We start from the raw sequence: 26,250 nt of genomic DNA, 5'->3' as shown, positions 1-26,250 counted from the left end.
GCAGGCCGGTTTTTGAAACGGTCTTTTGAAAAAACAGTACGCAGGGGAGGCAGGATATGGCGCAGGCAGCACGGCGGTTACGCATCGGCATTGTGGGGGCAGGGCATTTTGGCCGCTTCCACGCGCTCAAGGTGTTGTCTGGCGCGCGGGAGGAACTCGTGGGCATCCACGATCCCGACACCGCGCGGGCGCGCAGGGTAGCTGATGAGGCCGGGGGCGTGCCGGTGCTGTCCTATCCCGACCTGCTGGCCTGTTCGGATGCGATCATCGTGGCGGCCCCGGCGGAATATCATTTCGACCTTGCCCGCGCGGCACTGGCGGCGGGCAGGCATGTGCTGGTGGAAAAACCCATGGCCGCGACGCTGGAGCAGGCCGATGAACTGATGCATCTCGCACAAAGGCACGGCGTGGTGCTCCAGGTTGGCCACCTGCTGCGCTATTCCGCCGAGCACCGCGCCATTACCGAGCGCATCACCCGCCCGCTCTATATCGAGGCAACCCGCATCGCGCCCTACAAGCCGCGCGGCACGGATGTATCGGTCATCCTCGACCTCATGATCCATGACCTCGACCTGGTGCTGGCCATTGTCGACAGCCCGATCGAGAGCGTGGATGCGCTGGGCGCTGCGGTGAGTTCCCCGTTCGAGGATATCGCCAATGCCCGCGTGCGTTTTGAAAATGGCTGTGTCGCCACGATTGCGGCCAGCCGCATCTCGCTCAAGACCGAGCGGCGCATGCGCCTGTTCTCGCAGGAGGGCTATCTCTCCGCCGATTTCATGAAGCGCGAACTGACCATGATCGGGCGCGAGCGGGGCCTGCCGCTGCCAGGCACCGGCGGCTTCCGCCGCGAATCGGTCACGTGGCGCGACCATGACACGCTGGCCGCCGAGCACGCGGCCTTCGCCGCTGCCTGCCTTGATGGCGCGAAAGTGCTGGTTGATGGCGCGGCAGGCCGCCGGGCGCTGGCAGCCGCCCTTGCGGTGACACAGGGCATTGCCGCGACACGGGCGCGGATGGAGGCCTCGGGGCTGATCATTCCCCCCGTTCAGGAGGACTGAAGCGTCTCGCGCAGCATTTCAAGCTCCAGCCAGCGCTCCTCGGCGGCGGTCAGGCCAGCCTGCGCCTTTTCCAGTGCTGCGGTGGCGGCGGTGAAGGCAGCGGGGTCGCGGGCATAAAGCCCGCCATCGCTCAGGATGGCGCGCAGGCGCTCGATGTCCGCCTCAAGGGCTGCCATCTGCCCCGGCAACTGCTCGAGCGCATGCCTGTCCTTGTAGGTCATCTTGCGTGCGGGCTGGCGGGGCGAGGCGCTGGGCGTGACATCGGTTTTTGCCGGTGCGGCGGCCTCAACGCGTTCGGCGCGGGGGCGGGCAGCGAGTGTGGCATCCTGGCGCTGGGCCAGCATGTCGCTGTAGCCACCGGCATATTCCACCCATTTGCCCCCGCCTTCGGCCATCAGGATGGAGGAGGCGACCCGGTCGAGGAAGTCACGGTCGTGGCTGACGAGCAGCACCGTGCCGGAATAGGCGGCCAGCATCTCCTGCAGCAGGTCGAGCGTTTCAAGGTCGAGGTCGTTGGTCGGCTCATCAAGCACCAGCAGGTTAGAAGGCCGCGCCAGCGCACAGGCCAGCATCAGCCGCCCGCGCTCGCCGCCTGACAGCACGCCCACCGGGGTGCGCGCCTGCTCGGGGCGGAACAGGAAGTCCTTCATGTAGCCAATGACATGGCGCTTCTCGTCGCCCACCTGCACCATGTCGCCCCCGCCGCCGGTCAGCGTATCGGCCAGGGTGGCCTTGGGGTCGAGCGTGCGGCGCTGCTGGTCAAGGGTCACGACCGACAGCGCGCTGCCGATGGTAATCGTGCCGGAATCGGGCTGGTCCTGCCCGGTGAGCAGGCGCAGCAGCGTACTCTTGCCCGCACCATTGGCCCCTACAATGCCCAGCCGGTCCTTACGCAGCACGCGCAGGTCGAGGTGGCTGACCACGGGGTGGGCGGGGTCATAGGCGCGGCACACATCCTCGGCCACGGCGACGAGCTTGCCCGACAGGTCGCTCTCGCGGGCTTCCATCTTCAGCCCGCCCTGCGGGCGGATGGCGGTGCGGCGTTGGTTACGCAGTTCGGCCAGTTCGGCCACGCGGCGCACGTTGCGCTTGCGCCGCGCGGTTACGCCGTAGCGCATCCAGTCTTCCTCGCGCGCGATCTGGCGGTCGAGCTTGTGGCTGTCGCGTTCCTCCTGCTCCAGCACTTCCTCGCGCCAGGTCTCGAAGCGGGCGAAGCCCTGGTCGAGCCTGCGGGTCACGCCACGGTCGAGCCACACCACCGAGCGCGACAGCGTTTCAAGCAGGCGGCGGTCATGGCTGATGATGACCATGGCTGATGACAGCGAAAGCAGTTCGCGCTCCAGCCATTCAATGGTGGGCATGTCGAGGTGGTTGGTCGGCTCATCAAGCAGGAGCAGGTCCGGCTCGGGGGCGAGCGCGCGGGCCAGCGCGCAGCGGCGCGCTTCCCCGCCCGAGAGGGTGGCGGGGTCTTCCGTGCCGTTCAGGCCGAGTTCGGTCAGCAGCAGTTCGGCGCGGTATTCGGGGTCGTTTGGCCCCATGCCCGCGCGCACGTAATCCAGCGTGGTGGCAAAGCCCGACAGGTCGGGCTCCTGCGGCAGGTAGCGCACCGTGGTGCCGGGCTGGAGGAACACGGTGCCGGAATCGGCCTGGATCTCGCCTGCGGCAATGCGCAGCAGGGTGGACTTGCCGCAGCCATTGCGCCCGACAAGGCAGACCCGCTCGCCGGGGCCGATGCCAAACCCCGCGCCATCAAGCAGCGGCGCGCCGCCAAGGGTCAGGGTAATATCCTGGAGGAGGAGAAGGGGAGGAGGAGCCATACCCGCTTATGTCGTGTCAGACAGGCCGGGCGCAAGGTCCGTGTGGGCAACCCCTATTTGCGCGCCGTGCTTTCCAGCAGTTTCAGGAAGGACAGCCCCCAGCCCAGTGCCGTGCGGTTGGCGATGGCGTTCCAGCACGCCTGCCAGCGTTCACGCTTTTCGGCCGCCGGCATGGCCAGCGCGCGCTCGAGCGCATCGGCCATGCCATCATGGTCGAGCGGGTTGACCAGCAGGGCGGCATCAAGCTGGTTGGCGGCCCCCGCCAGCCGCGACAGGATCAGCACGCCGGGATTTTCAGGGTCCTGGGCTGCGATGAATTCCTTGGCCACGAGGTTCATGCCATCACGCAGCGGGGTGATGTAGCCGATATCGGCCAGGCGCATGTAGCCCGCCACCGTGGGGCGCGGGCTGCCGCGGGTGAGGAAGCGCAGCGGCGTCCAGTCCGCCTGGCCGCGATGGGCGTTGAGCTTGCCGATCTGGAGTTCGAGCTTCTTGCGCAGCGCCTTGTAGGATTCGACCTCGGTGCGGCTTTCGGCTGCGATCTGCAGGAAGGTGACCTGCCGCTCGCGCTCGGGGTAGGTCTCGAGCATGCGCTCGTAGCCCGCCAGCCGGTGGTCCAGCCCCTTGGTGGGGTCCATGCGGTCCACGCCAAAGATCAGCTTGCGCCCCGCCAGCGAGCCCGAAAGGCGCTTGAGGTCCTGCGAATCGGCGGCTGCCGCGGCCACCCGGGCAAAGGCCTGCGGGTCGATCTCGACGGGAAAGGTGCCGACGCGCACCACATGGCCCTCGAACACCAGCGTGTCCTCGTCCTTTAGCACCGCGCCTGCCGTGCGGGTTGCGGCGAAGATGAAATTGGCGGTGTCATCAGCCGTCTGGAAGCCCAGCAGGTCCGCCCTGAGCAGGTCGCGCAGGAAGGTGCCGCCATCAGGGGCGGTGGCCAGCATGTCGGGCGCGGGGAAGGGCGTGTGCAGGAAGAAGCCGATGGGCTGGCGCACGCCGCTGCGGCGCAGCAGGGCGGGTAGCGGCAGCAGGTGGTAGTCGTGAATCCAGATGATGTCATCGGGCCGCAGCAGGGGCAGCAGGTTCTCGCAGAAGCGCTGGTTGACCGACCAGTAGGTGGCAAGCTCGCGCCGCTCGAAGTGGATGTGCTCGGGCAGTGAATGCATGAGCGGCCACAGCGTGGCATTGGAAAAGCCGGTGTAGTAATTGCGGTGCTCGGCCGGGGTGAGGCCGATGGTGGCGTATTCCACCCCTTCGGCCTGCTGGTGTTCAGGTGGCAGGTGGGCGGCGTCGGGGTGGCAGGTGCCGTTCCAGCCGAACCACATGCCGCCCTGGCGGGCGAGCAGGTCCTTGAGCACGACCGCGAGGCCACCGGGCCGCAGCCCCTCCTTGGGAACCGGAACGCGATTGGAGACGATGACCAGCCGTTTCATTCTGCCCTCTCTTCACTCAGCTGTCGCATGGCGGCCCAGCTTTGTCCGGCAGCACGACGGGGGCAGCATACACATCTTGCCGGGCAGCGGGATGGCAGTTGCGCCGGGACTGGCATGCGGCTTTGTCAGTTCAGCGGCACGCCACCCGATACGGCCTGATAGGTGGAGACCGCCAGCGTCAGCGGCTCGAATGGCTTGGTGATGACAAAGGCGGGCTCGATCGTATCGCCCGTGAGCAGGCGCTCGGGGTAGGCGGTGACGAAGATGATCGGAATATCCTGGTGCTGCAATATGGCCGAGACGGCCTTCATCCCGTCGCCGCCATCGCCAAGGTTGATGTCGGCCAGGATCAGGCCGGGCCGGGTCTCGCGCGCAAGGCGCACGGCCTCTTCCTCGCTGCTGGCAACGCCTGCGATGGTGTGGCCGCACTGGCGCACCAGTTCCTCGATATCCATCGCGATGATCGGCTCATCCTCGATGATCAGCACGCTGGTCTGGGCGCACGAGCGCAGGCGGGCATGCGCATCCTCCAGCATGGCGGCGGCCTGGGGCTGGGCAATGGCCAGCACGCGGGCGGCATCATTCACGCTCAGTTCCTCAAGCGAGGTGAGCAGGAGCAGCTTGCGCGCCAGCGGCGGCATGCCGCCCGCCTTCGTCTCCTGTGCGCCGTGCTGGGCATGGTGGCGCGAGATCCATTGGTACAGGCGTAGCCTCGGTGGCAGGGTGGGGTCATCCACCGCCATGAGTTCGCGCAGGCTCTCGGCTACCAGAAGGTCGCCGCTTGACTGGCTGCCACATAACGCGCGGGCGTAACGCCGGGCATAGGGCAGGGCGCGAAGCAGGTCTTGACGCCGTGATAGCGGCATGAGGCATTCATCTCCCCAGATAAACTGTTACACTCCGGATCATGACAGCGTTAGGCTGTGCTGCAAGAGTTGAAGAGTAAACAAACTGGAATCCAGAATACCATTTGATCCGTCACGGGTCACGCACTTGCGTGGGGAGATCCTGTCCCTCCTGCCACAGTTGCGTGGTTTTGCCCGTTTCCTGACCGGCCAGCCCGCGGCGGCGGATGACCTGGTGCAGGAAACCGTGCTGCGCGCGCTCGGCGCGCTCGAGCAGTTCACGCCGGGCACGAGCATGAAGGCGTGGCTCTATACCATCGCGCGCAACCTGTTTTACGAACAGGCACGAAAAGGCAGGCGCGAGCGCGATGTGATGTCGGACTACGCCCTGCGCCCCGACCAGGCCGAAAGCGGCGCCGGCGCGGGGGAGGCCGATGCGTTGCGCGACCTCAACGGCGCGATCTGGCAGCTCACCCCCCGCCTGCGTGAGGCGCTGGTGCTGGTGGGCGTGCAGGAAATGACCTATGCCGAGGCCGCGCATGTGTGCGGCGTGACAGTGGGCACGCTCAAGGCCCGCGTGTCACGCGCGCGCGCCCAGATCATGGACTACATGCAGGCGGGCGCTGCGGGCGAAGGCTGAGGCAAGCGCCGTGTCGTGCTCGCGTTTTCGTTACATGGAAAATGTAACCTTTCCTCCCGCCCGTTCATTGCACTGGCATGAACGACGAAACAGGGGAAATGAAAATGACCAGCAGCTTTCATGACCAGATGATTGCAATCCTGCCCCGACTGCGTGTGCAGGCCCTGTCGCTCACGCGCAACCGCGCCGCAGCCGATGACCTGGTGCAGGATGCCGTGTGCAATGCGCTGGCCGCCCAGCACAGCTTTACGCCGGGCACCAATTTCTCGGCATGGATGCACCGTATCCTGCGCAACCGCTTCATTTCCGACCTGCGCAAGAAGCGCGAGACCGGCAATATCGAGGATGTGCCCGCATCCAGCATGGCGGGCAGTGGCGCGCATGAAGAGCGCCTGATGGTCAAGGAACTGGCCGAGGCCATGAACCGCCTGCCCGCTGACCAGCGCGAGGCGCTGGTGCTCGTGGTGATGCAGGGCATGAGTTACGATGAACTCGCCGCCGCCACAAGCTGCGCCGTGGGCACCGCCAAGAGCCGCGTGTTCCGCGCGCGCCGCCAGCTTGCCACATGGCTGTATGGCGAGGAGCGCGATATCTCCACCGTTGAACTGCGCGGGGCGGTGCAGCGCCTGCGTTCACGCACGCAGGCCCGTGGCGCCACGGCTGCGGCATCGGTCTGAAACGGGAATTCCCGCTTTGAATCATGGCGTGAATATGGCACTGACAATGGCATCGCCGTTGATATCCCGGGCTTCGGAAGGGTAGAGCGTGCTGGCACATCCAGCGGTTGTATGAGGGCAGGTGACATATGCACGATCATGAGCAGTATATATTCGGACTCTTCAACGCACAGTGGTGGTATGAGCGCCCCTCCTATCTGGCGCTCCTGCTTGTCAGCATGCTGATCGTGTGGCTTTCGTCCGCGTATCTGCTGAATCTGGCCATTTACAACATCACGTTCAATAGTGAGGAAGAAGAAAAGAAGAAGAAGAAAAAAGACGACGGTGACAAGACGTTCGGCGCGCTTATTCTTTCCGGTGTGGCCTTTCTTTACGATCACGGCCTTGCCTATTTCTTGATGTTTCTTCTCATGGGGGCCATCGGTCCGTTCGTGCTGGTCATACCGGCTGTTCTGATGGCGGTTTCAAGTTACTGGCGCAGCAACGACAAGGCGACCGGCGCCACGCCGGAGTGAGGGTATGCGTGAACATGGCCGTATGAACGGCGCCATGGTCTGCGGTTATGTTTAAGGGAAAAGCAAGATACATTTCCAATGAAACCGCCCGAGAATACGGCTACGAACGGGAATTTACTTCGGGATAATGCGATGGCTCTGAAGGACAGGTGTCCTCCCAGGCAACCAGGAAAGAAGTCCACAAGCAGATCGGATGATGCATTCGAGCTATGGCTGCGGCGAGGGCTGCACCAGTTATTCGATGATGTGACCAAAGAGCCTGTTCCCGAGGAACTGCTGCGTCTTATCGAGGAAGACCGGAAGCGGACAAAATAGATGTCCGTTCCACCTTCCTCCGGTCGGGGCGGCAGGCACGGGCGCCATCGCAGCCTGTTTACGCGGGTCGGGCGCGTGTTCGACGCCGTGCGGGGCCGGATGATGGCGATCATCCTGCTCGCGGCCATGCCCATTGCCCTGATCGGGGCCGTGCAGGCGTGGCACAGCTATCATAATACCCTCGAGGCGCCAGGCTACCGCACGGACATGGCCGTGGCGCGGATCGATCTTGAACTGCACCATGAATCCGAGCATCTCGCCTCCCTGCTGCAGGCGGTGGCGCGCATGCGGCTCGATAACGGTGGGCTTGCGCGCATGCTTGAGCTTGTGCAGTCCCTGACCGGGCGGCATTACAGCCAGATCGCGCTGGCGGATGACCGGGGCAACATCGCCGCCGCCGTCGGCCCCGACCACGACATGACCCCCCTGACCATTGACGAGATGCCCCGCTTTCAGGGTGATGTGAAACTCGTGGCCATACCTGACGCGCTGACAGGCGTGCCCGATCATTTCCGCATCACGGTTGCGGCCATGATTGGCGATGACGCGGGCCGCCCGGCGCGCGCGGGCTACCTGACCGCCATCATGCCGCTGTCATGGCGCAGCGCCATGCTCCAGACCAGCGACCCCCGGCTTGACCTGATGCAGCAGAACGGCCCCATCGAGATCTGGGTCATGGACAGCCGCGCCCGCGCCACGACCCCCCTCTGCGCGGACTGCAACTGGCAGGCCCATCCCCCGGTGCGGATCATGCAGTGGGCGCGTTTCGAGGTCACGCATGGCATGGAGCATGACCACATCACCCTGCCGGAGGGCTCGTATTCCATCGGGCGGGTGCAGGGCGGCGTTTATGTGCTGACCATGACGCGGCGCAACGCCAGCGAGCGGCATGCGGTGGTCATGTTCGCCATTTCGCTCGTTACCAGCGGGGTGCTGCTGCTCGTGGGGCTTCTCGGTGCCTCGAAAAGTGCTGACGTGCTGGTGATCACGCCGCTGCGCCAGCTTACGGCGTCGGTCAACCAGTGGCAGCTCGGGGGCGTGTATGACGTGCGCTCGAACTGGGCCATGCCGCTTGAGGTCAGGCAGTTGGCCCATGCCTTCAGCAAGGCCACGCGCAGGCTGGCGCGGCATGAAAGGCGCCTTGAGCGCGCGCAGGTGCGCCAGGAACTGCTGCTCAAGGAGATGCACCACCGCGTCAAGAACAACCTGCAGATCGTGGCCTCCCTGCTCAACCTGCAGGCGGGCCGCATCCGCCAGCCCGGCGCGCGCGAGGAATTTGCCCAGGCGCGTGACCGCGTGCGCGCGCTGGCCACCCTGCACCGCTACCTGTATGCCGATGGCGAGCTGTACAGCCTGAACATGCAGAGCTTCGTGCGTGAACTGTGCGGCCAGATCATGCACGCCATTGGTGAATCCGATGAAGGGCGCATCACGCTCGATATCCGCGTCGATGACCTGCTGATGGTGCCCGACCAGGCGGTGCCGCTGGCCCTGATCGTGACCGAGGCGGTGAGCAACACCATCAAATACGCTTTTCCCGACCAGTTGCACGGCACGCTTGAAGTCGGGCTGCGCGCGCTTGATGGCGGGCGGGCGTGTCTGTGGATTGCCGATAACGGCGTGGGCATGGCGGCGGGCCGCAACCTCAGGGGGGCGGAAGACGAACGCGGCGGGATCGGCATGCAACTGATCCGCGGCTTTGCGCGGCAGCTGGGGGGCACGTTGCAGATGTTTGAGGAGAACGGCACCCGCTATGTGCTTGTTTTTCCGTTAAAGCAGCCTGATCAGGACGAACTGGCCGACTGAATGCATGCAAAAATGCATGGCAGAGTTATCTCACGGGCAGTTTATCGCGGCGCATGATGGCTGTCCCTGTGTCGTGTCATTCGGTATAGGGAGCGGTCATGAGTGATGACAAGACAGTGATGAAGGCGTGGACCCGGGCACAGTCGCGCCTGGGGCGCAGGCAGGCCATGCCTGTGGTGTTGCTGGGTCTGGCCATATCCGCCATCGCCGTGGGGCAGGTGTGGTGCATCGCCACCGTGCTGGCCTGCGTGCTGGTGCCCGGTGGCATGCCGGTTGTTGCATGGCCGCTGGCCGGGCTGGTCGGGCTGGCTGTGGCGCGCGCGGGCCTGCAGGCGGCATCGGACACGCTGGCCGCGCGCGCGGGCATGAAGGGCCGCGCCCGCCTGCGTGGCGGCGTGATCGAGGCCATCATGCGTGGCGGCCCGGGCCTGTTGCGCCAGCACCATACGGGCGAGCTGACCGCGCTGGCCGTTGACCGGATCGAGGCGCTGGACGGGTTCTTTGCCCGCTGGCTGCCTGCTTCCGTGCTGTGGGTGGCGGCACCGCTTGTCATTGGCGTGCTGGCGGCGCTCGTGCAGCCGGGCTCGGCGCTGATCATGGCCGTGTGCGGCCTTGCCGTGCCGTTTGGCCAGGCGCTGTTCGGCATCGGGGCGGCGGTGGCCTCGCGCAACCAGTTCCTGGCCATGACCCGCCTTCAGGCCCGCTTCCTTGACCGGGTGCGCGGCATCGCCACCATCGTGCTGTCCGGCCGCACCGAGGATGAAACCCGCAGGCTTGCGGCAAGTGCTGAGGAGTTGCGCCTGCGCACCATGAAGGTGCTGCGCGTGGCATTCCTCTCTTCCGCCTCCATTGACTGCGCCATGGTCGTGGCCCTTGTGCTCATTGCCCTGCGCAACGGTGCGCATCTGATGGACCTGCACGAGCAGGGCGTGCCCGCTGCCTTCATGGCAGGGCAGGTCGCGCGCGGGCTGTTCGTGGTGCTGGTGGTGCCGGAATTCTTTGCGCCTTTCCGCAGCCTTGCCCTGGCCTATCAGGACCGGGCGCATGCCTCGGGTGCGGCAAGTGCGATGCGCATCCTGCCCGATGGGGCCACGCCCGCGCGGGTGGGCGGCCAGGCGGTGTGCGACATGACGGGGGGCGTCGCGGTTGCCTTCGAGCATGTCAGCTTCGCATGGGACATCGCACGCGGCATGGCGGTTGATGATGTGTCCTTCAGCGTGCCCGCGGGCCAGACGCTGCTGCTGTGCGGTGCGTCGGGCTCGGGCAAGTCCACCATCATCGAACTGCTGCTCGGCTTTATCCAGCCGGCCAGCGGGCGCATTACGTTCAACGGCGTGGACATGACCACGCTGGCGCCGGAAGCCCTGGTGGCCATGACCTCATGGATCGGGCAGAAGCCGGTGCTGTTTGCGGGCACGCTGCGCGAGAACATCCTTTTCGCCCGCCCCGATGCAACCGAAGACCAGCTTCGTGCCGCGGTGGAGGCGGCAGCAGCCGGGAATTTCGTGGCCAGCCTGCCCCATGGGCTAGATACCTTTATTGGCGAGGGCGGCTTTGGCCTGTCTGGCGGCCAGGCGCAGCGCGTGGCGATTGCGCGTGCCTTCCTCAAGGATGCGCCGCTTGTGGTGCTGGACGAGCCCACCGCGCATCTCGACCCTGATACCGAGGCCGATGTGTTTGAAAGCCTGCGCCGCCTTGCCGCCCGGCGCACCGTCATCCTGGCCACCCATTCCAGCGCGGTGGCGGGGTTTGACGGCCAGCGCATCGACCTGGCGCAGGGCCATGTCGTGACCAGTGGGGAGAAAGTATCGTGAAATCCTCACAGACAAGGGAACTCGACCGTCAGGCACAGCGCGAGGGCGTGCTCGCCCCCGTGGGCCGCATCCTGCACATCTGGCAGCGCCGTGCGCCGCTGCTTACGGCAGGTGCTCTGCTGTCGCTGCTGGCGCTGATCATCGGCCTTGTGCTGATGCGCGAGGCCGGCATCCGTGTCGCCGCCATGACCATGGGCATGATCGTGGTCACGACCGGGGCGCTGCGCATCTTTGGCAGTGCGCGCGTGATCCTGCGCTATGCGGAGCGGCTGGTCGCGCATGATGCCATGTTCCGCGCGCTGGCCGATGTGCGGGTGTGGTTCTTCCGCCACCTTGCGCGCGGGGCGGCGGCGGGGCTTGGCTTCCGCCGCGCGGGCGACCTGCTCTCGCGCCTCGTGTCGGATGTCGAGACGCTGGACGGGCTGTACCTGCGCATCATCCTGCCGCTGGCGGGCGCGTGTCTTGTGCTGCCGTTCCTGTTCATTGCCATCAACATGGTCTGCACGGTGCTGGCCGTGGTGGTCTGCGCGCTGTTCGCCTGCGGGGCCTTCGTGCTGCCGCTGTGCGCCGCCGTGCTGGGGCGGCGCGAAGGCGGACAGGTCAACCATGAGGCGGCGCAACTGCGCGTGGGCGTGCTCGACATGGTCGGTGGCCTGCGTGAAATCGCCACCTTCGGGGCGGAGGGGCGCATGCTCGACCATGTGCGCGACCGTGACGCCGGCCTCTACCGTGCGCAGATGAAGCAGGCCCGCATGCTGGCGCTGGCCGGTGCCGCCTCCTATCTGTGCGGGCAGGCGGCGGTTGTGGCGGTTCTGGCCGCAGCACTGGGTCTGGGCCTGCCGCGTATTGCCCCGCTGCAGGCGGCTGCCGTGCTGTTCCTGACGGTCGCGGCCTTCGAGAGCATTGGCGGGCTGACGCGCGCGGGCGCGCTTGCAGGCAACATTACCCGCGCCGCCGCCCGCGTGGTGGCGGTGGGCGACCTGCCCGAGCACGCGCCGCCCGAAGGCACGCAGCCTGCGCCCGCGGGCACCGACATCCGCTTCGAGCAGGTTTCCTTCCGGTGGGATGCGGCGCGCGCCCCGGTGCTCGACCATCTTGACCTGAGCATTCCCGCAGGCCAGCGCATTGCGGTCATGGGGCCTTCGGGGGCGGGCAAGTCCACGCTGGCAGCGCTGCTGCTCAAGGTGGTGGGGCCGCAGGCGGGGCGCATTATGCTTGGCGGCGAGGATATCGCCACCATCCGCGATGAGGCGATGCGCGCGCGGATTGCGTGGCTTTCTCAGGCGACGCATCTGTTTACCGATACGATTCGCGCCAACCTGCTGCTCGGCCGCCCCGACGCCACCGAGGCCGACCTGTGGGCGGCGCTGGAGCAGGCCCGCGTGGCCGATGTGGTGCGCGCCCTGCCCGATGGGCTGGATAGCTGGCTGGGTGAAGGCGGGGCAAGCGTGTCAGGCGGGCAGGGACGGCGGCTGGCGCTGGCGCGTGTGCTGCTGTCGCGCGCGCCGATCCTGATCCTGGATGAACCGGCCACCGGGCTGGATGCCCAGACCGAGCGCGAATTCCTGCTCACCCTCAATGAGGTGACGCAGGGGCGCACGGTCATTCTGATCGTGCACCGGCTGACGGGTGTGGAAAAGCTGGATCAGGCATGGCGTATCGTCGGTGGCAAAACCGTGGCCGCTACGGCATGAAGGGGCGGCCATGCCTGCCGAAAGGATTGACGTGCCCCGCCCCAGCGGGCACGAAGTAGCTCAAAACCGGATCGGACACACCTCAAGGCTGGGCGCGGTCCGTCATGCATATCTGAAACGGGAGTAACTCCATCATGCGTCGCCTGTCCCTTCTTCTTGGTCTTGGTCTGCTGGCAGGATGCGCTGGTGGCCATCCGGGCAAGTATGTCGTGTTCTTCACCCCCAATTCGGCCCAGCTTGATGCCCCGGCCCAGACCGTGATCTCGCAGGCGGCCCAGCGTGCCGTGGCCAACAACGCCAAGGTGCGGGTTGAAGGCTATGCCGCCGCCAGCCATGACCTGTCGGCTGATGAACTGCTGGCCATTGACCGCGCCAAGATCGTGGCCCGCCAGCTTGCGGTTGACGGCGTGGATGCCGGCCATATCACCCAGCAGCCGCGTGGCCCGATGAACAACGAGGACGGTGCGCTGGCCTCGCGCCGGGTCGAGATCGAGGTTGGCGGACACTGAGCCAAGGCCCCGCCTTTCATGATATGATGCCGCCCGAAGGCAGCACGCGCGACCCGCGCGCGGTGCTGGCCGAGGTATTCGGCTTCCCTGATTTCCGTGGCCTGCAGCAGCAGGCTGTCGCCGAGGTCATGGCCGGGCGCGACTGCCTCGTGCTCATGCCGACCGGCGGCGGCAAGAGCGTGTGCTATCAGGTGCCCGCCCTGGCCCGGCCCGGCACGGGGCTGGTCATATCTCCCCTGATCGCGTTGATGGATGACCAGGTGGCCGCGCTGCGGCAGCTTGGCGTCAATGCCGGTGCCCTGCACTCCGAGCAGGAACCCGAGGATGCCGCCCGCGTGCGCTCGGACCTGATGGCGGGTCGGCTCGATATTCTCTACGTCTCGCCCGAGCGCCTGCTCTCGCCGGGCATGCTCGACCGGCTCGGGCGGCTCACGCTTTCGGTCATCGCCATTGACGAGGCGCACTGCATCTCGGCCTGGGGGCATGAATTCCGCCCCGAATACCGTGAACTTGCGGCCCTGCCGCAGCATTTCCCAAATGTGCCGCGCATCGCACTCACCGCCACGGCGGATGCGCGCACGCGCAGCGATATCCTTGAAGCCCTGGCCATGCCGGATGCCACGGTGTTCAAGGCCAGTTTCCATCGCCCCAACCTCGATATCGCGGTCAAGCCCAAGACATCGGAAATCCGGCAGCTCACCACCATTCTCGACCGGCACCGGGGGGCGGCCTCCATCGTGTATTGTGGCAGCCGCAGCAAGACCGAGCGCGTGGCGCGTTCGCTGGCGGGCAAGGGCTATGCGGCGCTGCCGTTCCATGCCGGCCTCTCGCCGGTGGAAAAGCGCGCGGCACTGATGCGCTTCCGCTCGGGCGAGCCGGTGGTGATCGTGGCTACCATCGCCTTTGGCATGGGCATCGACCGGCCCGACGTACGCGCCGTGGTGCATCTGGACATGCCATCCTCGCCTGAAGGGTATTACCAGCAGATCGGTCGTGCCGGGCGTGATGGCGAGCAGGCCGAGACCGTGCTGCTGTATGGCGGCGATGACATGGCACGTGCGCGCTACTGGCTGGAGCAGTCCAACGCGCCCGATGCGCAGAAACGCATCATGAGCGCACGGCTCGAGGCCATGATCGCCCTGACCGAAACCACGGGCTGCCGCACCCAGGCGCTGCTCTCGTGCTTTGGCGAGGAACTTGATGAAGCCTGCGGCCATTGCGACAACTGCCGCAGCCCGGTGGCCACGTTTGATGGCACCGTGGCCGCGCAGAAGGTGCTCTCGGCCATCTACCGCACCGGCCAGCGCTTTGGCGCGGTGCATGTGGCGGGCGTGCTGCGGGGCAAGACATCGGACATGACGGCGCGGCACGGACATGAAAAGCTGAGCGTGTTCGGCATCGGCCGCGACCGGCCCGAGCCGTTCTGGCGCGGCGTGATCCGCCAGCTTATCGCGCGTGGCGCCATCAGGGTAACGGGCGAATATAACGCCCTTGCCCTTGAGGAAGGCCGCGCGCGCCCCATATTGCGCGGCGAGGAACCGATCATGCTGCGCGAGGACGCGACCGAGGACCTCAAGGCCGCGCGCGGCACCGGGGGCGGCACGCGCCCTGCCATGGCCGACCTGACCCCCGAGGCCGCTGCCCGCTACGAGGCGCTGCGCGCCTGGCGGCTGGGCGAGGCGCGTGAGCAGGAAATTCCGCCTTATGTCATTTTTCATGATGCGGTGCTGCATGATATTGCCCTCGAGCGCCCGACCTCGCTCGATGAACTTGGCATGATCCGTGGCGTGGGCGGCTCGAAGCTGGCCCGCTATGGCGAGGCGGTGCTCGACGTGCTGGCGCAGACCGGGGCCTGAGGCCACGCCACGCGTGTTTTTGCCCCCAGATCAGGAACAGCTTGCCCATGCGTTGCCCTTTTTGCGGACATGACGACACACAGGTAAAGGACAGCCGCCCGCATGAAGATGGGGCGGCCATCCGCCGCAGGCGCATCTGTGGCTCGTGCGGGCAGCGCTTCACCACCATCGAGCGCGTGCAGTTGCGTGATCTGGTGGTGATCAAGGCCGATGCGCGGCGCGTGCCCTTCGAGCGTGACAAGCTGGCCCGCTCGGTCAAGGTCGCGCTGCGCAAGCGCCCGGTCGATGCCGAGCGCATCGAGCGGATTGTCAACGGGCTGGTGCGCAGGCTCGAGGCGATGGGGGAGACGGACATCCCCTCACGCGATATCGGGCGGCTGGTCATGGAAACGCTGCGTGAAATTGATTCAGTCGCCTATATCCGCTTTGCCAGCGTGCACTGGGATTTCCGTGAAACCAAGGATTTTGCTGATATTCTGGCCACGATTTCAACCGCGGGACCGGGGGCGGGCAGCGAGGACTTTCCGCCTTCCGGCCCGAAAGACAAAGATTGAACTGGACCCCGCCGCCCAAAGAGGCGATGAAGCCGTGATTTTGCAGCAACGCCACAGCAGGAGTAACGCGCCATGACACAGACAGACGGCGACCGGCAGCCCAAGGTCCGTTCCCGCACCGCTTCACGCGTGGCAGCAGTGCAGGCCCTGTTCCAGATCGAGCAGGGGCATGAAGGGGCGGAGCAGGTCATCAACCAGTTCAACCGGCACCGCCTTGGCGGGGCCAGTTCCGAATATGCCGAAGGCCAGGTGCCCGAGGCCGATGCCCGGCTGTTCGGCATCGTGGTGCGCGGGGCCGTGGCCCGGCAGGAGCGTATCGACGCGCTGCTGCACGAGATCCTGCCCGCCTCATGGCCGCTGGCCCGCCTTGACCCGGTGCTGCGCGCCATCATGCACGCCGCAGGCGGCGAGATGCTGGCAGCCGACCCCGCGCCCGCGCGCGTCATCATCAACGAATACATGGATATCGGGCACGGCTTCCTCGCCGGTGACGAGCCGCGCATGCTCAACGGCGTGCTCGATGCCCTGTCGCGCCGCGTGAACGAACCCGCCCCCGCAGCCCCTGCCGATGCGGCGCAGGATGGCGTTGATGAAGCGCCTGACAGCCAGGCTTCCTGAAGCGGGGTCATTAAGGAGGGCGGCCATGGCACCGGATCGCGCTGGCGAGCACGGCCTGCCGGCTGAATTCGGCTTCATTGCCCGCGTGTTCCGCCCGCTGGCGGGTGATGGCGCGCTGGACCTGCGTGATGACGCGGCCGTCTTCACGCCGCCAGCCGGGCGGCAGCTTGTTGTCGCGGCGGATGCCATGGTCGAGGGCGTGCATTTCCTGCCCGATGACCCTTCGCACACCATTGGCCGCAAGCTGCTGCGCTGCAACCTGTCCGACCTTGCGGCCATGGATGCTACGCCTCTGGGCTACCTGCTGACCGTGTCCATGCCGCCTGCGCGTGATGAAGCCTGGTTTGCCGGTTTTGCGGCCGGTCTTGCACGCGACCAGCAGCAGTTCGCCCTTGCCCTGCTGGGTGGCGATACGACCGCGACAACCGGCCCGCTGGTGCTCTCGCTGACCATACTGGGGCATGTGGCGCCCGGCATGGCGCTGCGGCGCAGTACCGCGCAGGCGGGGGATGGCATATGGGTGACCGGTACGATTGGCGATGGCGCCATGGGCCTGCTGGCCCGGCAGGGGCAGGTGCCCGACCCTGATGGCTACCTGGCCAGCCGCTACCAGCTACCGCGCCCGCGGCTGGGGCTTGAACTCGGCGGCATTGCCTCGGCAGGCATGGATGTATCCGACGGGCTGGTGCAGGATCTGGGGCACATGGCGCGCGAGAGCGGGGTGGGGGCCATGATCGAGGCCGCACGGGTGCCGCTTTCGCCCGCGGTGCGCGCGCTTGGCCCCACATGGCTGCCGCGGTGCCTGACAGGCGGCGATGATTATGAATTGCTGCTGGCCGTACCGCCCGCGCAGGAAAGCCGCCTGCTGGCCCATGCCGCCCGCGTGGGCATTGCCGTGACCCGCATCGGCCAGATCGTGCCAGGGAGCGGCGTGCGGGTGCATGATGATGCGGGGCAGGACATAAAGCTGGCCCGGCAGGGCTGGAGCCATGTCGCCAGCCCTGACACATAGGAAAGTTTTTGGTGAAGCTTTTTTCAAAAAGCTTTGAAAGAGCACCGCCTTTTTGGAAAAAAAGGCGGCACCCAAGAACTTTTATTTTCTCTTATTCTTCCAAAAGGCGGTCATACACCCGGTAGCGCTTGCACGGCTCGGGCGTGATGCGCTCGATCAGGCGGCGCATTGACGTGTTGGTCTCCAGCACCCAGCCCAGTTCGATGGTGCGGTAGGGCAGGCTGCGGCCGCGCTTCATGAGTTCGGTAATGGCCAGGGCGGGCATGATCGCGCCAAGGGCCGTGCCATCGAGCACGGAGCTTACGCCCAGCAGGATCACGCGCGCGGAATGGAACTCGTGGCGCAGCAGCCGCTTGCCCAGCTTGAGCCAGCCCAGCGGCGAAGGATCGCCATTGAGGTCGGCCGAGATGTCGAACACGTTGGGCACCACCAGCGCCACGCACACCGGCTTGCCCGCCTGCTCGATCAGCACGAAATGCTCGGGCTTGAGCAGTGGCTTCATCTCCACGATCATGGATTCGATATCTTCGCGCGCCAGCGGGATCGAGCCCCAGTTATTGCGCCACGCATCGTTGTAAAGCTGGCGCAGGATCTCGCCATCTTCCTTGATGCGGTCCATGCGCAGGCCGCGCGTGGTGACATTGCCCAGCCTGCCTTCGCCCAGCCGCAGGCTGGCGGGCACGAGATGGGCTTCCTCCGCATCAGGCCCGGTATGCATCTGGTAGGCCACGAGGTCGCGCACCTTGGTGCAGCCGCAGGCCTCCATCATGCCGGGCAGCCATTTGGGGTGCCACGGCATGGCCACCATGGGCAGGGCGTGGTGGCCTTCGAGCATCATCCCGAACTCGCCATTGCTGTCGAGCGTCTGGGGGCCGCGCATGGTCTTCATGCCGCGCTGCCGCAGCCAGGTGCCCGCCGTATCGAGCAGGGCGGAGACCACCTCAAGGTCGTCAATCGCATCGAGCGCGCCAAAAAAGCCGATCGGCGCGCCGTAATGCTCCATCGAGACCGGATCGATCTGCGCCGAGATGCGGCCCACGGCCCGCCTGCCGCGCATGGCCAGGAAATACTGCGCCCGCCCGTTGCGGAAAAAGGAGTTCTTGCGCGGGGTGAGCAGGTCGCGCTGGGTCAGGTCGAGCGGCGGCACATAGCCCGGCAGCCCCGCATAGAGGTGGCGGGGCAACTGGATGAAGGTGGTCATCTGACGAAAACCGGAAACGGGTATGATAGTAAGACGATCGGTTTCGTTCATGACCGGTTCGTTGCATCCTGAACATTACCGGCATCGACCTCATTCCGTGGCAAAACGGGGCAGGCTATGCAGGCATGGGTTAAAAGAAATGATTCGGTGGTCCGTCCTGTTGTTGTGCTCATGGCACAGATGGACCCCGAAAAGGAAGATGGACAATGACAGGAAGCACCGCATCACGCACGGATGAAGGCCGATATGTGCTGATTACGGGGGCCTCGAGCGGGATAGGAGCGGAACTGGCATGGCTCTATGCCGCCCAAGGGCGGCCGCTTTTGCTGTGGGGGCGCGACGCGGCGCGGCTCGAGGCGGTGGCGGCGCGCGCGCGGGCCTGCGGTGTGACGGTGCAGACCCGCGTGCTCGACCTGGCCGATGGCGCCGCCGCCATCGCGGCCCTGCGCGCCGATGATGCGGCCCATCCCATTGGCATCGCCATCCTTGCCGCAGGGCTTGGCGACATGCGGCGCAGCGATGACGTGGTGGAAAAGGCGGAGGACGTGCTGCGGCTGGGGCTGGTCAACTACGCCACCCCTTCCGCCATGGCGGCGGCGGCGGCGGAATGCATGGTGGCGCGCGGGCGGGGGCATATCGTCATGCTCGCTTCGGTCGCGGCCTTTCATGCGCTGCCGTTTGCTGCGGCCTATTCCGGCTCAAAGGCCGGGCTCAAGCGCTTTGCCGAGGCCCAGCAGATGGCGCTCGCGCCCCTGGGCATCGGGGTGACGCTGGTCTCGCCGGGGTTTGTCGATACCCCCATGAGCCGCCGCGTGGTGGGGGCCAAGCCCTTCCTGCAGAGCGCGCCCTCTGCCGCGCGCCGCATTGCGCGCGCGGTGGCGCGTAACCAGCCGCACCTGGTCTTTCCGTTCGTGTTTTCGGTGCTGCGGCTGGTCGATACGCTGGTGCCGTGGCCGCTCAAGCGGCGCATCCTTGCCGCCATCAGGGCGGACCAGACGGACTGATCTGCCGCTGTGTTGCGGTTATAAAATGTATTTTAGTCCTGATCGCAACGATTAGGGCCATTTTGTGACTTCGATCAATGAAATGCCGACCCGGCTGGTCTCTTTTCAGGATCGAGATGTGAATCCACAGGCCTGCGAAGCCCGAATTGATCCGCCTGTTGCATGCAATGCCGGGGACGGGCACACTTGCAGGCCATTTTTATTACAATGATGCGGGCAGCCATCTGCCGTATGGCCACGGAGCGTGACCGGACATGAAAGAGATCGTAGCAGTTGACATTGGTGGAACCCATGCGCGGTTCGCCATTGCCCAGGTGGACCAGGGCCGTGTCGTCACGCTGGGGGAGGCCACGACCCTGAAATGTGCCGATCACGCCAGCCTGCAACTGGCATGGGAGGCCTTTGCCCGCGTGGTCGACCGCCCGCTGCCCAAGGCGGCCGGCATTGCCGTGGCGTGCCCGATCAAGGGCGATATCCTCAAGCTGACCAACAACCCTTGGGTGATCCAGCCTGCGTGGCTGCCGGTCAAGCTCGGGGTGGATGAACTGATCCTGGTCAATGACTTCGGCGCCGTGGCCCACGCCGTGGCGCAGGTGGGGGCGGATAGCCTCCAGCATATCTGCGGGCCTGACGTGCCGCTGCCCGAGCAGGGCGTGACCACCGTGGTGGGGCCGGGCACGGGGCTGGGCTCGGCTTACATCGTGCGGCGCAAAAACGGTTACTTCGTGTGCGAGACCGAGGGCGGGCATATCGATTTCTCGCCGCTCGACCCGCTTGAAGACCGTATCCTGACCGTGCTGCGCCGCCGTTACCGTCGCGTGTCGGTCGAGCGCGTGGTGTCCGGGCCGGGCCTGCTGAACCTGTATGAGGCGATTGCCGAGATGGGGGAACTCTCGGTCAAGGCGCGTGATGACAAGGCCCTGTGGACCATGGCGCTGGAAGGCTCCGACCCCGTGGCGGCGGCGGCCCTCGAGCGCTTCTGCCTCAGCCTGGGCACCGTGGCGGGCGACCTTGCGCTGGCGCAGGGCGGCAGTGCCGTGGTGATTGCAGGCGGCCTGGGGCTGCGCCTAGCCAAGCACCTGCCCAATTCCGGCTTTGCCGAGCGCTTCGTGGCCAAGGGCCGGTTCGAGGGCATGATGTCGGAAATGCCGGTGAAACTGATCACCTATCCGCAGCCCGGCCTGCTTGGCGCGGCCGCGGCCTTTGCCGAGGCGTACCGCCAGGACTGACAGCCTGCCTGAAAACGGCTGACTGATAAAAATTAAAGACAGTTTCCCGATGCCGCCTTTTCGCGAGAAAGGGCGGCATTTTTTTAGGCGACTGTTTAAAAATGAGAAAAGTTCCTAGGCGACGTCTTCTGAAACTTTTATGATTTCAGGCTATGATAGAGGCTGCCAGTTTCAGCCGCGCCACAGGTGGCCGGGCATGGCATCGTAATGCCGGGTCAGGAAATCAAGCAGCAGGGCCAGAACCTGCCCCATATGCTCGGGGTCGTGGCGCGCATGGCGGGCAAGTTCGGCCAGGGGCCGGTGATCGATCATCGCGGCGACGAGCACGCGCTCGTAACGCGCCCCGATGATATCATGGATATGGCGATACCGGTTGATCGACCCGATCCGCCCGTTGAGCGGGCGACGCGACAGGCCGAGCGATGTCCGGTCAAACAGCGGGTCATCCAGCCCCATCACGCCAATCCGGTAATCCGTGGCCCAGAACCGTGCCGCCTCGACCTGGCGGGCGGTGATGATGCCATCATGGCGCAGCGCCTCGATAATGACGGGAAGTGCCGGGTCATGATCCGCCTGCGCGCCGTGGGCGGTTGTCTGTGCAGTCGGTGGCGCGGGACTGTCGGCAGGCAAGGGAGCGTACTTTCATGGTCGCGTAAGCGTGTATCATCTTCGTGTTGCAGCAGGTGGTCAATCACAAGATGCACGCTTGTGCGCGTCGGTACCGTGGGCCTGTGATGCCCGTGATAAAAAACGGCATCACCCGGGTGCAGGTGATGCCGCAAGTTGCCGTGGGAAGGGTTGGGAAATCGACGGTTGGGAATCTGTCGGGGAACCCACGGGGTGCATTACTGATAATGATAATCACTATCATTATCAAGATAAAAATTGACACCTGCCTGCCCCGCCGCTGCTGGACCCGCACCCCAAAACGTGGTGCCATGACCCACACCTTCAAAGCAGGCAGGGAACAGCATGGCCATTACACCGCTTGAGGTCGCGGCACGGGGAACGGGCGGTCGGCGCGGCGCCGACATCCTTCTCGAAATTCTGGAAAGTGAAGGGGTGCGCTATATCTTTGGCAATCCCGGCACGACGGAACTGCCCCTGATCGATGCCCTGCAGCGCCGCCCGGACCTGAAATACATCCTGGCCCTGCAGGAGGCGAGTGTTGTGGCCATGGCCGATGGCTATGCGCAGGCGGCAGGCCGCCCCGGCTTTCTCAACCTGCATACGGCGGGCGGGCTGGGGCATGGCATGGGCAACCTGCTCAATGCCAGCGTATCACAGACACCGCTGGTGGTGACGGCGGGCCAGCAGGATTCGCGGCATACCATTTCCGACCCGCTGCTGTTTGGCGATCTGGTCAGCATCGCCACCCCGGCGGTGAAATGGGCGCAGGAAGTGCTGCATGCCGACCAGTTGCCCGTGCTGGTGCGCCGGGCTTTCAACGATTCGATGGCCGCGCCCTCGGGGCCGGTTTTCCTGTCGCTGCCTATGGATGTAATGGAGGAGGCCAGTGATATCGACATCGGCAGGCCCTCTGTCATCAACCGCGAGGCCATAGCCGGTGGGCTGCCCGAACTGGCCCGCGCGCTGGCTGGCATCACGCCGGGGCGGCTGGCCATCATCGCGGGCGACGAGGTGCATGGAGCCGGTGCCGCAGCACAGGTCGCGGCCGTGGCTGACATACTGGGTGCGCCGGTTTATGGCGCGTCATGGCCCTCGCGCATTCCGTTCGCCACGTCGTGCCCGCTCTGGGCAGGCAACATGCCCACGCGCGCAACCGACATAGCCAGCCGCCTTGCGGATTATGATGCGATTTTCGCACTCGGCGGCAAGTCGCTCATCACCATCCTGTATTCCGAGGGCTCGCCTGTGCCACCGGGCTGCGCGGTCTATCAGGTCTCGGCCGATGCGCGTGACCTTGGCCGCACGTTCCAGACGCCGCTCTCCCTCGTGGGCAATATCCGTGCCTCGCTCGAGGTACTGCTGCCGCTGCTCGGGCGCGAGACCGAACCCCGTCGCGCGGCGTATGTCGCCGCGCGTGAAAACGTCGTGGCCGCCCGCGCCCGCAGGCGGCGCGAGGCTGAAGAACTGGTCGTGGCCCATCAGGATGATGCCGTCATCGCCCCGTGTGTTGCTGCCCATGAGGCCGTGCGCGCCATAGGCCCGCAGGTTGCCATCGTGGATGAGGCGATCGCCACCTCGTCCTACACGCGCATGTTCCTCAACAGCGACTGGGCGGCGCAGTATTCCTTTCTGCGCGGGGGCGCGCTGGGCTGGGGCATGCCGGCTGCGGTAGGCGCTTCGCTCGGGCTGGGGCGCGAGCCGGTGGTCTGCCTGGTGGGCGATGGCGCGGCCCTTTATTCCCCACAGGCGATCTGGACGGCGGCGCATGAGCAGTTGCCCGTGACATTCGTGGTGATGAACAACCGCGAATATAACGTGCTCAAGGGCTTCATGCGCGGGCAGACGCATTATGTCTCGGCCCGGCAGGGCAATTTCCTGGCGATGGACCTGTGTGATCCGCCCATTGATTATCAGGCGATGGCGACGTCATACGGGCTGGAATCCCGGCAGATCACGCGGGCCGCCGACATTGCCCCGGCCATTGAGGCCGCGATGGCATCGGGGCGGCCCAACCTTGTCGAGATCGTGATCAGTACAGTCTAGCGGGGAAGGAAAGACCCGATAATGCCCTGAAATAACAAAATTTTTTACACACGTTCCTAGCGGATGGGGAAACTGCAGGAGGCGGGCATGGCCTCGACCCGCTCCCCACCAGGATCAACCTTCAGGGTCAGGCGCATGACGGCGGCGGCCAGATGCGCCCCGCTCGTTCGCATGCTCGCCTTGATATCAACGCCATGGTTGTTATCGAGCACTGTTACGTTACGGCCCCGGCCAATCGTACCTTCGGCCCGAACCGACCAGTACGTGCCATTGATGTCGGACAGGCGGGCAAGGTTGTAGACTTTCCCTTCGCCCCGCAGCGTGCTGTAGCCGATTCCCACCGCGCCGCCACCCGTGATCTTGACCGGGTAGGAATGGCCGCCAAAATAAAGCCGCCCCTTGCCCCATGAATAGCCACCGGCAAGGGCAGCGTCATGCAGGCGGAAGCACAGCGAAGCCGTTGGCTGGCCCAGCGCGTCAGCCGCCCGGGCGGAGGGGGCGGCCAGTAGTCCCGCTACAAGAAGGACGGGGGCGGAAAGAAGGGCTGGGCGCACGATATGTTCCTGTTACGATAGGCTGGCTGGGAGCATGAAGGCCGTCACTGGGTTCCGGCATGGTTGACCGGCTTCGTTCTTTGTTTTTCAGTTGATTATCATCAAAAGGCAACCCCTGTCTGCTTCATGCCCACTGTCTGCATGACGGGAAGGGAAGGGAACGTAACCATGCATTCTGTAACATGTGTCACGCGCCGCATGCAGTATGACAGTCCCGATTGCGGCCCCGCCCTGCGGCGCATCCGCTCCCAGGCACCATTTGTTTATGGCCTGACGAATTATGTCGCAGCCACCTTAAGCGCCAACGTGCTGCTTGCGGCAGGTGCCGCGCCAGCGATCGGGGCAGCACCCGGCTGGCCCGCGGCCTTCGGCGCGCAGGCCGGTGGGCTATGGGTGAACGCGGCAGGGCTGATCAATGCGACAATGCAGGACATGCTGGCCGCGATCGACGCCGCCAATGCGGCAGGGGTGCCCTGGGTGCTCGACCCCGTCGCCATGGGGGCGGGTGCTGCGGAATATGACGATATCATTCGCACCATGGCGGCGCGCAGGCCCGCTGTCATTCGCGGCAATGCCAGTGAAATCATGGCCTTGGCAGGCGGCGCAGCCTCCGCGCGCGGGGTGGAGACAACCGCCTCGATCGCGCAGGCCGTGCCGCCGGGGCAGGCGCTGGCACGCAGGCTGGGTGCGATCGTGGCCATTAGCGGGCCGGAGGACCATGTCCTTTCGCCTGATGGCCAGCAGGTCATCATACCGGGCGGGCACCGTTGGCTGACAACCGTAACCGGGGCGGGCTGCGCCCTTGGTGGCCTGATTGCAGCAGGGCTTGCGGTAACGCCCCTGCCGGGCGAGCAACTGACAATGGTTGCGGCCGTGCATGCCCTGTATGCCCGCGCGGCTGAAAAAGCGGCTGGTGCTGCGCAGGGCCCGGCCTCCTTCGCCACGGGGTTTGTCGATGCCCTGGCGCAGCTACAGGGCATGGCAGGCGACTAGAGAAATTCCACTGAACTCAGGCTCAGTGGAATTTCTCTAACTCATTGTTTATCGAGCATCTTCACCAGTTCGAATGTATCTATTCAAACGGTATCTGTCCTAGGTCAGGAAATATCGGCCATGAGGGAGACATGCGCCGCAATGATTTTCCATCCATCGGGCATGCGCACCCATGTCTGGCTCTGCCGCCCGATGCGTTCGCCACCGTGGCGGCGGAATTCCAGGTCAACCGTGCCCAGATCCGTGCCGATGGCGGTAATGTGCCGGCGCAGCACATCGCGCGGCGGCGAGCCGCCGGTGCGGTTACGGCGGAAGGCGGCAATCTCGTCATATCCATACAGCGTCTCGCCGACGCCATAACGCACCGTTTCCGGGCCATGATAGAACAGGGCATCGAGTTCGGGGATGTCGTTTTCACCCAATGCACGCTCGTAGCGGTCGGACATGGCGGTCAGTTCCGCCACGATTTCACAGCGGTTCAGTTCCGGAGGCATGCGGTTCTCCCTTAATATATGCGACAGGTCAGGATGCCGGGGCAGGCGGGGTGGCGTGCGGCGCTTCATCCGTCACATTGATAACAGCCTCATCAGAAATCGATACGACTTCTGACGGCGGGCGATGGGCTACTTCATCCGTTTTGCGGGTCAGGTCACTGATGACCGTTTTCAGTTCGGTGACCTCGTCGCGCACGTCATTGAGAATTTCCATCAGGGCTGCATGGTCTTCCGCCGCGCGCTGGTCGGCCCCGCGGCTCAGAACCGCGTTGCCCACCATCAATGCGGGCAGGGCAACGAGCTGGATGCAGTTGCTTATATAGAGCAGCGTATTCTGCCATGCGGGTGCCGCCAGTGGAATGAGCGAAAAAACCAGAAAGCCGTAAACACACCAGATGCTGCCGAAGATGATGGTCATGCGCACGGCAACGCGCTCGTTGACCTCGCTGATGAGGGAAGACTTGGGGGACTGATTCGTCATGAGACCCTGCTTTTTGCAATGAATGACACTGGTTCAGGCGGTATGTCTCAAAACATGTCGCTTTGCGCCTGCCTTAAATGGATAGGATTTATGCCTTCAATGGGGGAAGCCCCTTTTTGACGGTTGTTTTTTTATGGCCAGAAACCCGCAGTCTGATGCCGTTTTCCGGGCATATGCCTTGAGATAGGGGCAAGTTTTTTCGCCCAGGCTGCATTTTTCTAATTGACGGTGGTTGGTGGTGGTCCTATATCCCCAATCACCGGCGGCGCTGAGGAAACTTCTTGAGGTTTCTTGGTGGATTTGCTAGGTTACTCGGCCCTGTTGGGTTGAGGGTTCTTTGACAAGAGAATAGAGAGAGTATCTGGAAGGGATATGCTGGCGGCGCGATTGTTGTCCTTTAGGGGATGATGATTGGCGGTCTGGACTGGGTGAGACTGGTCTGGGTAGCTTGGCGTATC

Annotated in this window: 26 protein-coding genes; 17 read left to right on the top strand and 9 right to left on the bottom strand. The window is 65.1% G+C overall.

Annotated elements, in window-relative coordinates; translation table 11 throughout:
* The first annotated feature begins 56 nt into the window (after positions 1-56).
* A complete protein-coding gene (locus HNW77_RS07740; protein WP_172156633.1) occupies positions 57-1,058 on the top strand; it encodes a Gfo/Idh/MocA family protein in 1,002 nt (333 codons plus the stop codon).
* On the opposite strand, the gene HNW77_RS07735 is transcribed toward HNW77_RS07740, so the two are convergent.
* From HNW77_RS07735 to HNW77_RS07725, 3 genes are all read right to left on the bottom strand, one after another.
* Positions 1,046-2,875: an ABC-F family ATP-binding cassette domain-containing protein gene (locus HNW77_RS07735; protein WP_172156631.1), complete on the bottom strand. Its 1,830-nt coding sequence runs from the start codon at positions 2,873-2,875 to the stop codon at positions 1,046-1,048. The two genes, HNW77_RS07740 and HNW77_RS07735, sit on opposite strands and share 13 nt — an antisense overlap.
* 53 nt (positions 2,876-2,928) lie before the next feature.
* Positions 2,929-4,308: an alpha,alpha-trehalose-phosphate synthase (UDP-forming) gene (locus HNW77_RS07730; protein ID WP_172156629.1), complete on the bottom strand. Its 1,380-nt coding sequence runs from the start codon at positions 4,306-4,308 to the stop codon at positions 2,929-2,931.
* A 125-nt stretch (positions 4,309-4,433) separates the two neighbouring features.
* Entirely contained in the window at positions 4,434-5,174 is a 741-nt protein-coding gene (locus HNW77_RS07725; protein ID WP_172156627.1) for a response regulator, read from the bottom strand.
* A 127-nt stretch (positions 5,175-5,301) separates the two neighbouring features.
* Here HNW77_RS07725 and HNW77_RS07720 point away from each other — a divergent pair, with 127 nt between their 5' ends.
* From HNW77_RS07720 to thiL, 12 genes are all read left to right on the top strand, one after another.
* Complete coding sequence (locus HNW77_RS07720) at positions 5,302-5,793, top strand: sigma-70 family RNA polymerase sigma factor (protein WP_172156625.1); 492 nt, start codon at positions 5,302-5,304, stop codon at positions 5,791-5,793.
* 104 nt (positions 5,794-5,897) lie between these two features.
* Positions 5,898-6,470 carry a sigma-70 family RNA polymerase sigma factor gene (locus tag HNW77_RS07715; protein ID WP_172156623.1) on the top strand — a complete coding sequence of 191 codons (573 nt, stop codon included), beginning with the start codon at positions 5,898-5,900 and terminating at the stop codon, positions 6,468-6,470.
* Positions 6,471-6,598: 128 nt separating this feature from the next.
* Positions 6,599-6,985, top strand: a complete 387-nt coding sequence (locus tag HNW77_RS07710) for a hypothetical protein (protein WP_172156621.1) — start codon at positions 6,599-6,601, stop codon at positions 6,983-6,985.
* Positions 6,986-7,117: 132 nt separating this feature from the next.
* A complete protein-coding gene (locus HNW77_RS17705) occupies positions 7,118-7,300 on the top strand; it encodes a hypothetical protein (protein ID WP_241694356.1) in 183 nt (60 codons plus the stop codon).
* Positions 7,301-9,106, top strand: a complete 1,806-nt coding sequence (locus HNW77_RS07705) for a sensor histidine kinase (protein WP_172156619.1) — start codon at positions 7,301-7,303, stop codon at positions 9,104-9,106. It begins immediately after the preceding gene.
* Positions 9,107-9,204: 98 nt separating this feature from the next.
* Positions 9,205-10,920, top strand: a complete 1,716-nt coding sequence (cydD, locus tag HNW77_RS07700) for a thiol reductant ABC exporter subunit CydD (RefSeq protein WP_172156617.1) — start codon at positions 9,205-9,207, stop codon at positions 10,918-10,920.
* Complete coding sequence (gene cydC / locus HNW77_RS07695; RefSeq protein WP_172156615.1) at positions 10,917-12,614, top strand: thiol reductant ABC exporter subunit CydC; 1,698 nt, start codon at positions 10,917-10,919, stop codon at positions 12,612-12,614. Before cydD ends, cydC begins: the two co-directional genes overlap by 4 nt.
* A gap of 134 nt (positions 12,615-12,748) precedes the next feature.
* Positions 12,749-13,123 (top strand): OmpA family protein, encoded by a 375-nt coding sequence (locus tag HNW77_RS07690; RefSeq protein ID WP_172156613.1) that lies wholly within the window; start codon positions 12,749-12,751, stop codon positions 13,121-13,123.
* A gap of 23 nt (positions 13,124-13,146) precedes the next feature.
* Positions 13,147-14,979, top strand: coding sequence for a DNA helicase RecQ (gene recQ / locus HNW77_RS07685; protein WP_172156611.1), 1,833 nt, complete (start codon positions 13,147-13,149; stop codon positions 14,977-14,979).
* Positions 14,980-15,026: 47 nt separating this feature from the next.
* On the top strand, positions 15,027-15,533 hold the full coding sequence (gene nrdR, locus HNW77_RS07680) for a transcriptional regulator NrdR (RefSeq protein WP_172156609.1): 507 nt from the start codon (positions 15,027-15,029) through the stop codon (positions 15,531-15,533).
* A gap of 72 nt (positions 15,534-15,605) precedes the next feature.
* Entirely contained in the window at positions 15,606-16,151 is a 546-nt protein-coding gene (nusB, locus tag HNW77_RS07675) for a transcription antitermination factor NusB (protein ID WP_172156607.1), read from the top strand.
* Between the two features lie 25 nt (positions 16,152-16,176).
* Positions 16,177-17,163 (top strand): thiamine-phosphate kinase, encoded by a 987-nt coding sequence (thiL, locus tag HNW77_RS07670; protein ID WP_172156605.1) that lies wholly within the window; start codon positions 16,177-16,179, stop codon positions 17,161-17,163.
* Between the two features lie 91 nt (positions 17,164-17,254).
* Here thiL and HNW77_RS07665 read toward each other — a convergent pair whose 3' ends face one another.
* The gene (locus HNW77_RS07665) at positions 17,255-18,415 is read right to left on the bottom strand and encodes a hypothetical protein (RefSeq protein WP_172156603.1); all 1,161 of its coding nucleotides are present in this window, start codon (positions 18,413-18,415) and stop codon (positions 17,255-17,257) included.
* A 155-nt stretch (positions 18,416-18,570) separates the two neighbouring features.
* Here HNW77_RS07665 and HNW77_RS07660 point away from each other — a divergent pair, with 155 nt between their 5' ends.
* Positions 18,571-19,368 carry an SDR family NAD(P)-dependent oxidoreductase gene (locus HNW77_RS07660; protein ID WP_172156601.1) on the top strand — a complete coding sequence of 266 codons (798 nt, stop codon included), beginning with the start codon at positions 18,571-18,573 and terminating at the stop codon, positions 19,366-19,368.
* Positions 19,369-19,622: 254 nt separating this feature from the next.
* Positions 19,623-20,597: a glucokinase gene (glk, locus tag HNW77_RS07655; protein ID WP_172156599.1), complete on the top strand. Its 975-nt coding sequence runs from the start codon at positions 19,623-19,625 to the stop codon at positions 20,595-20,597.
* A 171-nt stretch (positions 20,598-20,768) separates the two neighbouring features.
* Here the strand turns inward: glk and HNW77_RS07650 are convergent, their stop codons facing one another.
* Positions 20,769-21,227, bottom strand: a complete 459-nt coding sequence (locus HNW77_RS07650) for a hypothetical protein (RefSeq protein WP_172156597.1) — start codon at positions 21,225-21,227, stop codon at positions 20,769-20,771.
* 215 nt (positions 21,228-21,442) lie between these two features.
* Positions 21,443-21,577 carry a hypothetical protein gene (locus HNW77_RS17975; protein ID WP_275942142.1) on the bottom strand — a complete coding sequence of 45 codons (135 nt, stop codon included), beginning with the start codon at positions 21,575-21,577 and terminating at the stop codon, positions 21,443-21,445.
* On the opposite strand from HNW77_RS17975, the gene HNW77_RS07645 reads away from it, so the two are divergent.
* Positions 21,570-23,270, top strand: coding sequence for a thiamine pyrophosphate-binding protein (locus HNW77_RS07645; RefSeq protein WP_172156595.1), 1,701 nt, complete (start codon positions 21,570-21,572; stop codon positions 23,268-23,270). The two genes, HNW77_RS17975 and HNW77_RS07645, sit on opposite strands and share 8 nt — an antisense overlap.
* 56 nt (positions 23,271-23,326) lie before the next feature.
* Here the strand turns inward: HNW77_RS07645 and HNW77_RS07640 are convergent, their stop codons facing one another.
* Positions 23,327-23,824 (bottom strand): hypothetical protein, encoded by a 498-nt coding sequence (locus tag HNW77_RS07640; protein WP_172156593.1) that lies wholly within the window; start codon positions 23,822-23,824, stop codon positions 23,327-23,329.
* 168 nt (positions 23,825-23,992) lie between these two features.
* On the opposite strand from HNW77_RS07640, the gene HNW77_RS07635 reads away from it, so the two are divergent.
* A complete protein-coding gene (locus tag HNW77_RS07635; RefSeq protein WP_172156591.1) occupies positions 23,993-24,817 on the top strand; it encodes a hydroxyethylthiazole kinase in 825 nt (274 codons plus the stop codon).
* Between the two features lie 104 nt (positions 24,818-24,921).
* On the opposite strand, the gene hpxZ is transcribed toward HNW77_RS07635, so the two are convergent.
* A complete protein-coding gene (gene hpxZ, locus HNW77_RS07630) occupies positions 24,922-25,311 on the bottom strand; it encodes an oxalurate catabolism protein HpxZ (protein ID WP_172156589.1) in 390 nt (129 codons plus the stop codon).
* 28 nt (positions 25,312-25,339) lie between these two features.
* Entirely contained in the window at positions 25,340-25,792 is a 453-nt protein-coding gene (locus HNW77_RS07625) for a hypothetical protein (protein ID WP_172156587.1), read from the bottom strand.
* Between the last annotated feature and the right edge of the window lie 458 nt (positions 25,793-26,250).

The sequence above is a fragment of the Komagataeibacter melomenusus genome (assembly GCF_013155395.1).
Lineage (GTDB): Bacteria > Pseudomonadota > Alphaproteobacteria > Acetobacterales > Acetobacteraceae > Komagataeibacter > Komagataeibacter melomenusus.
This window is presented reverse-complemented; position numbering and strand designations above follow the sequence as displayed.

Coding starts and splice junctions, on each gene's coding strand:
- HNW77_RS07740 (WP_172156633.1), top strand. CDS start 57: ATGGCGCAGGCAGCACGGCGGTTACGCATCGGCATTGTGGGGGCAGGG.
- HNW77_RS07635 (WP_172156591.1), top strand. CDS start 23,993: ATGCATTCTGTAACATGTGTCACGCGCCGCATGCAGTATGACAGTCCC.
- HNW77_RS07625 (WP_172156587.1), bottom strand. CDS start 25,792: ATGACGAATCAGTCCCCCAAGTCTTCCCTCATCAGCGAGGTCAACGAG.
- HNW77_RS07645 (WP_172156595.1), top strand. CDS start 21,570: ATGGCCATTACACCGCTTGAGGTCGCGGCACGGGGAACGGGCGGTCGG.
- recQ (WP_172156611.1), top strand. CDS start 13,147: ATGATGCCGCCCGAAGGCAGCACGCGCGACCCGCGCGCGGTGCTGGCC.
- HNW77_RS17705 (WP_241694356.1), top strand. CDS start 7,118: ATGGCTCTGAAGGACAGGTGTCCTCCCAGGCAACCAGGAAAGAAGTCC.
- HNW77_RS17975 (WP_275942142.1), bottom strand. CDS start 21,577: ATGGCCATGCTGTTCCCTGCCTGCTTTGAAGGTGTGGGTCATGGCACC.
- HNW77_RS07730 (WP_172156629.1), bottom strand. CDS start 4,308: ATGAAACGGCTGGTCATCGTCTCCAATCGCGTTCCGGTTCCCAAGGAG.
- hpxZ (WP_172156589.1), bottom strand. CDS start 25,311: ATGCCTCCGGAACTGAACCGCTGTGAAATCGTGGCGGAACTGACCGCC.
- HNW77_RS07710 (WP_172156621.1), top strand. CDS start 6,599: ATGCACGATCATGAGCAGTATATATTCGGACTCTTCAACGCACAGTGG.
- HNW77_RS07715 (WP_172156623.1), top strand. CDS start 5,898: ATGACCAGCAGCTTTCATGACCAGATGATTGCAATCCTGCCCCGACTG.
- nrdR (WP_172156609.1), top strand. CDS start 15,027: ATGCGTTGCCCTTTTTGCGGACATGACGACACACAGGTAAAGGACAGC.
- HNW77_RS07690 (WP_172156613.1), top strand. CDS start 12,749: ATGCGTCGCCTGTCCCTTCTTCTTGGTCTTGGTCTGCTGGCAGGATGC.
- nusB (WP_172156607.1), top strand. CDS start 15,606: ATGACACAGACAGACGGCGACCGGCAGCCCAAGGTCCGTTCCCGCACC.
- HNW77_RS07705 (WP_172156619.1), top strand. CDS start 7,301: ATGTCCGTTCCACCTTCCTCCGGTCGGGGCGGCAGGCACGGGCGCCAT.
- HNW77_RS07665 (WP_172156603.1), bottom strand. CDS start 18,415: ATGAACGAAACCGATCGTCTTACTATCATACCCGTTTCCGGTTTTCGT.
- glk (WP_172156599.1), top strand. CDS start 19,623: ATGAAAGAGATCGTAGCAGTTGACATTGGTGGAACCCATGCGCGGTTC.
- HNW77_RS07735 (WP_172156631.1), bottom strand. CDS start 2,875: ATGGCTCCTCCTCCCCTTCTCCTCCTCCAGGATATTACCCTGACCCTT.
- HNW77_RS07660 (WP_172156601.1), top strand. CDS start 18,571: ATGACAGGAAGCACCGCATCACGCACGGATGAAGGCCGATATGTGCTG.
- cydD (WP_172156617.1), top strand. CDS start 9,205: ATGAGTGATGACAAGACAGTGATGAAGGCGTGGACCCGGGCACAGTCG.
- thiL (WP_172156605.1), top strand. CDS start 16,177: ATGGCACCGGATCGCGCTGGCGAGCACGGCCTGCCGGCTGAATTCGGC.
- HNW77_RS07725 (WP_172156627.1), bottom strand. CDS start 5,174: ATGCCGCTATCACGGCGTCAAGACCTGCTTCGCGCCCTGCCCTATGCC.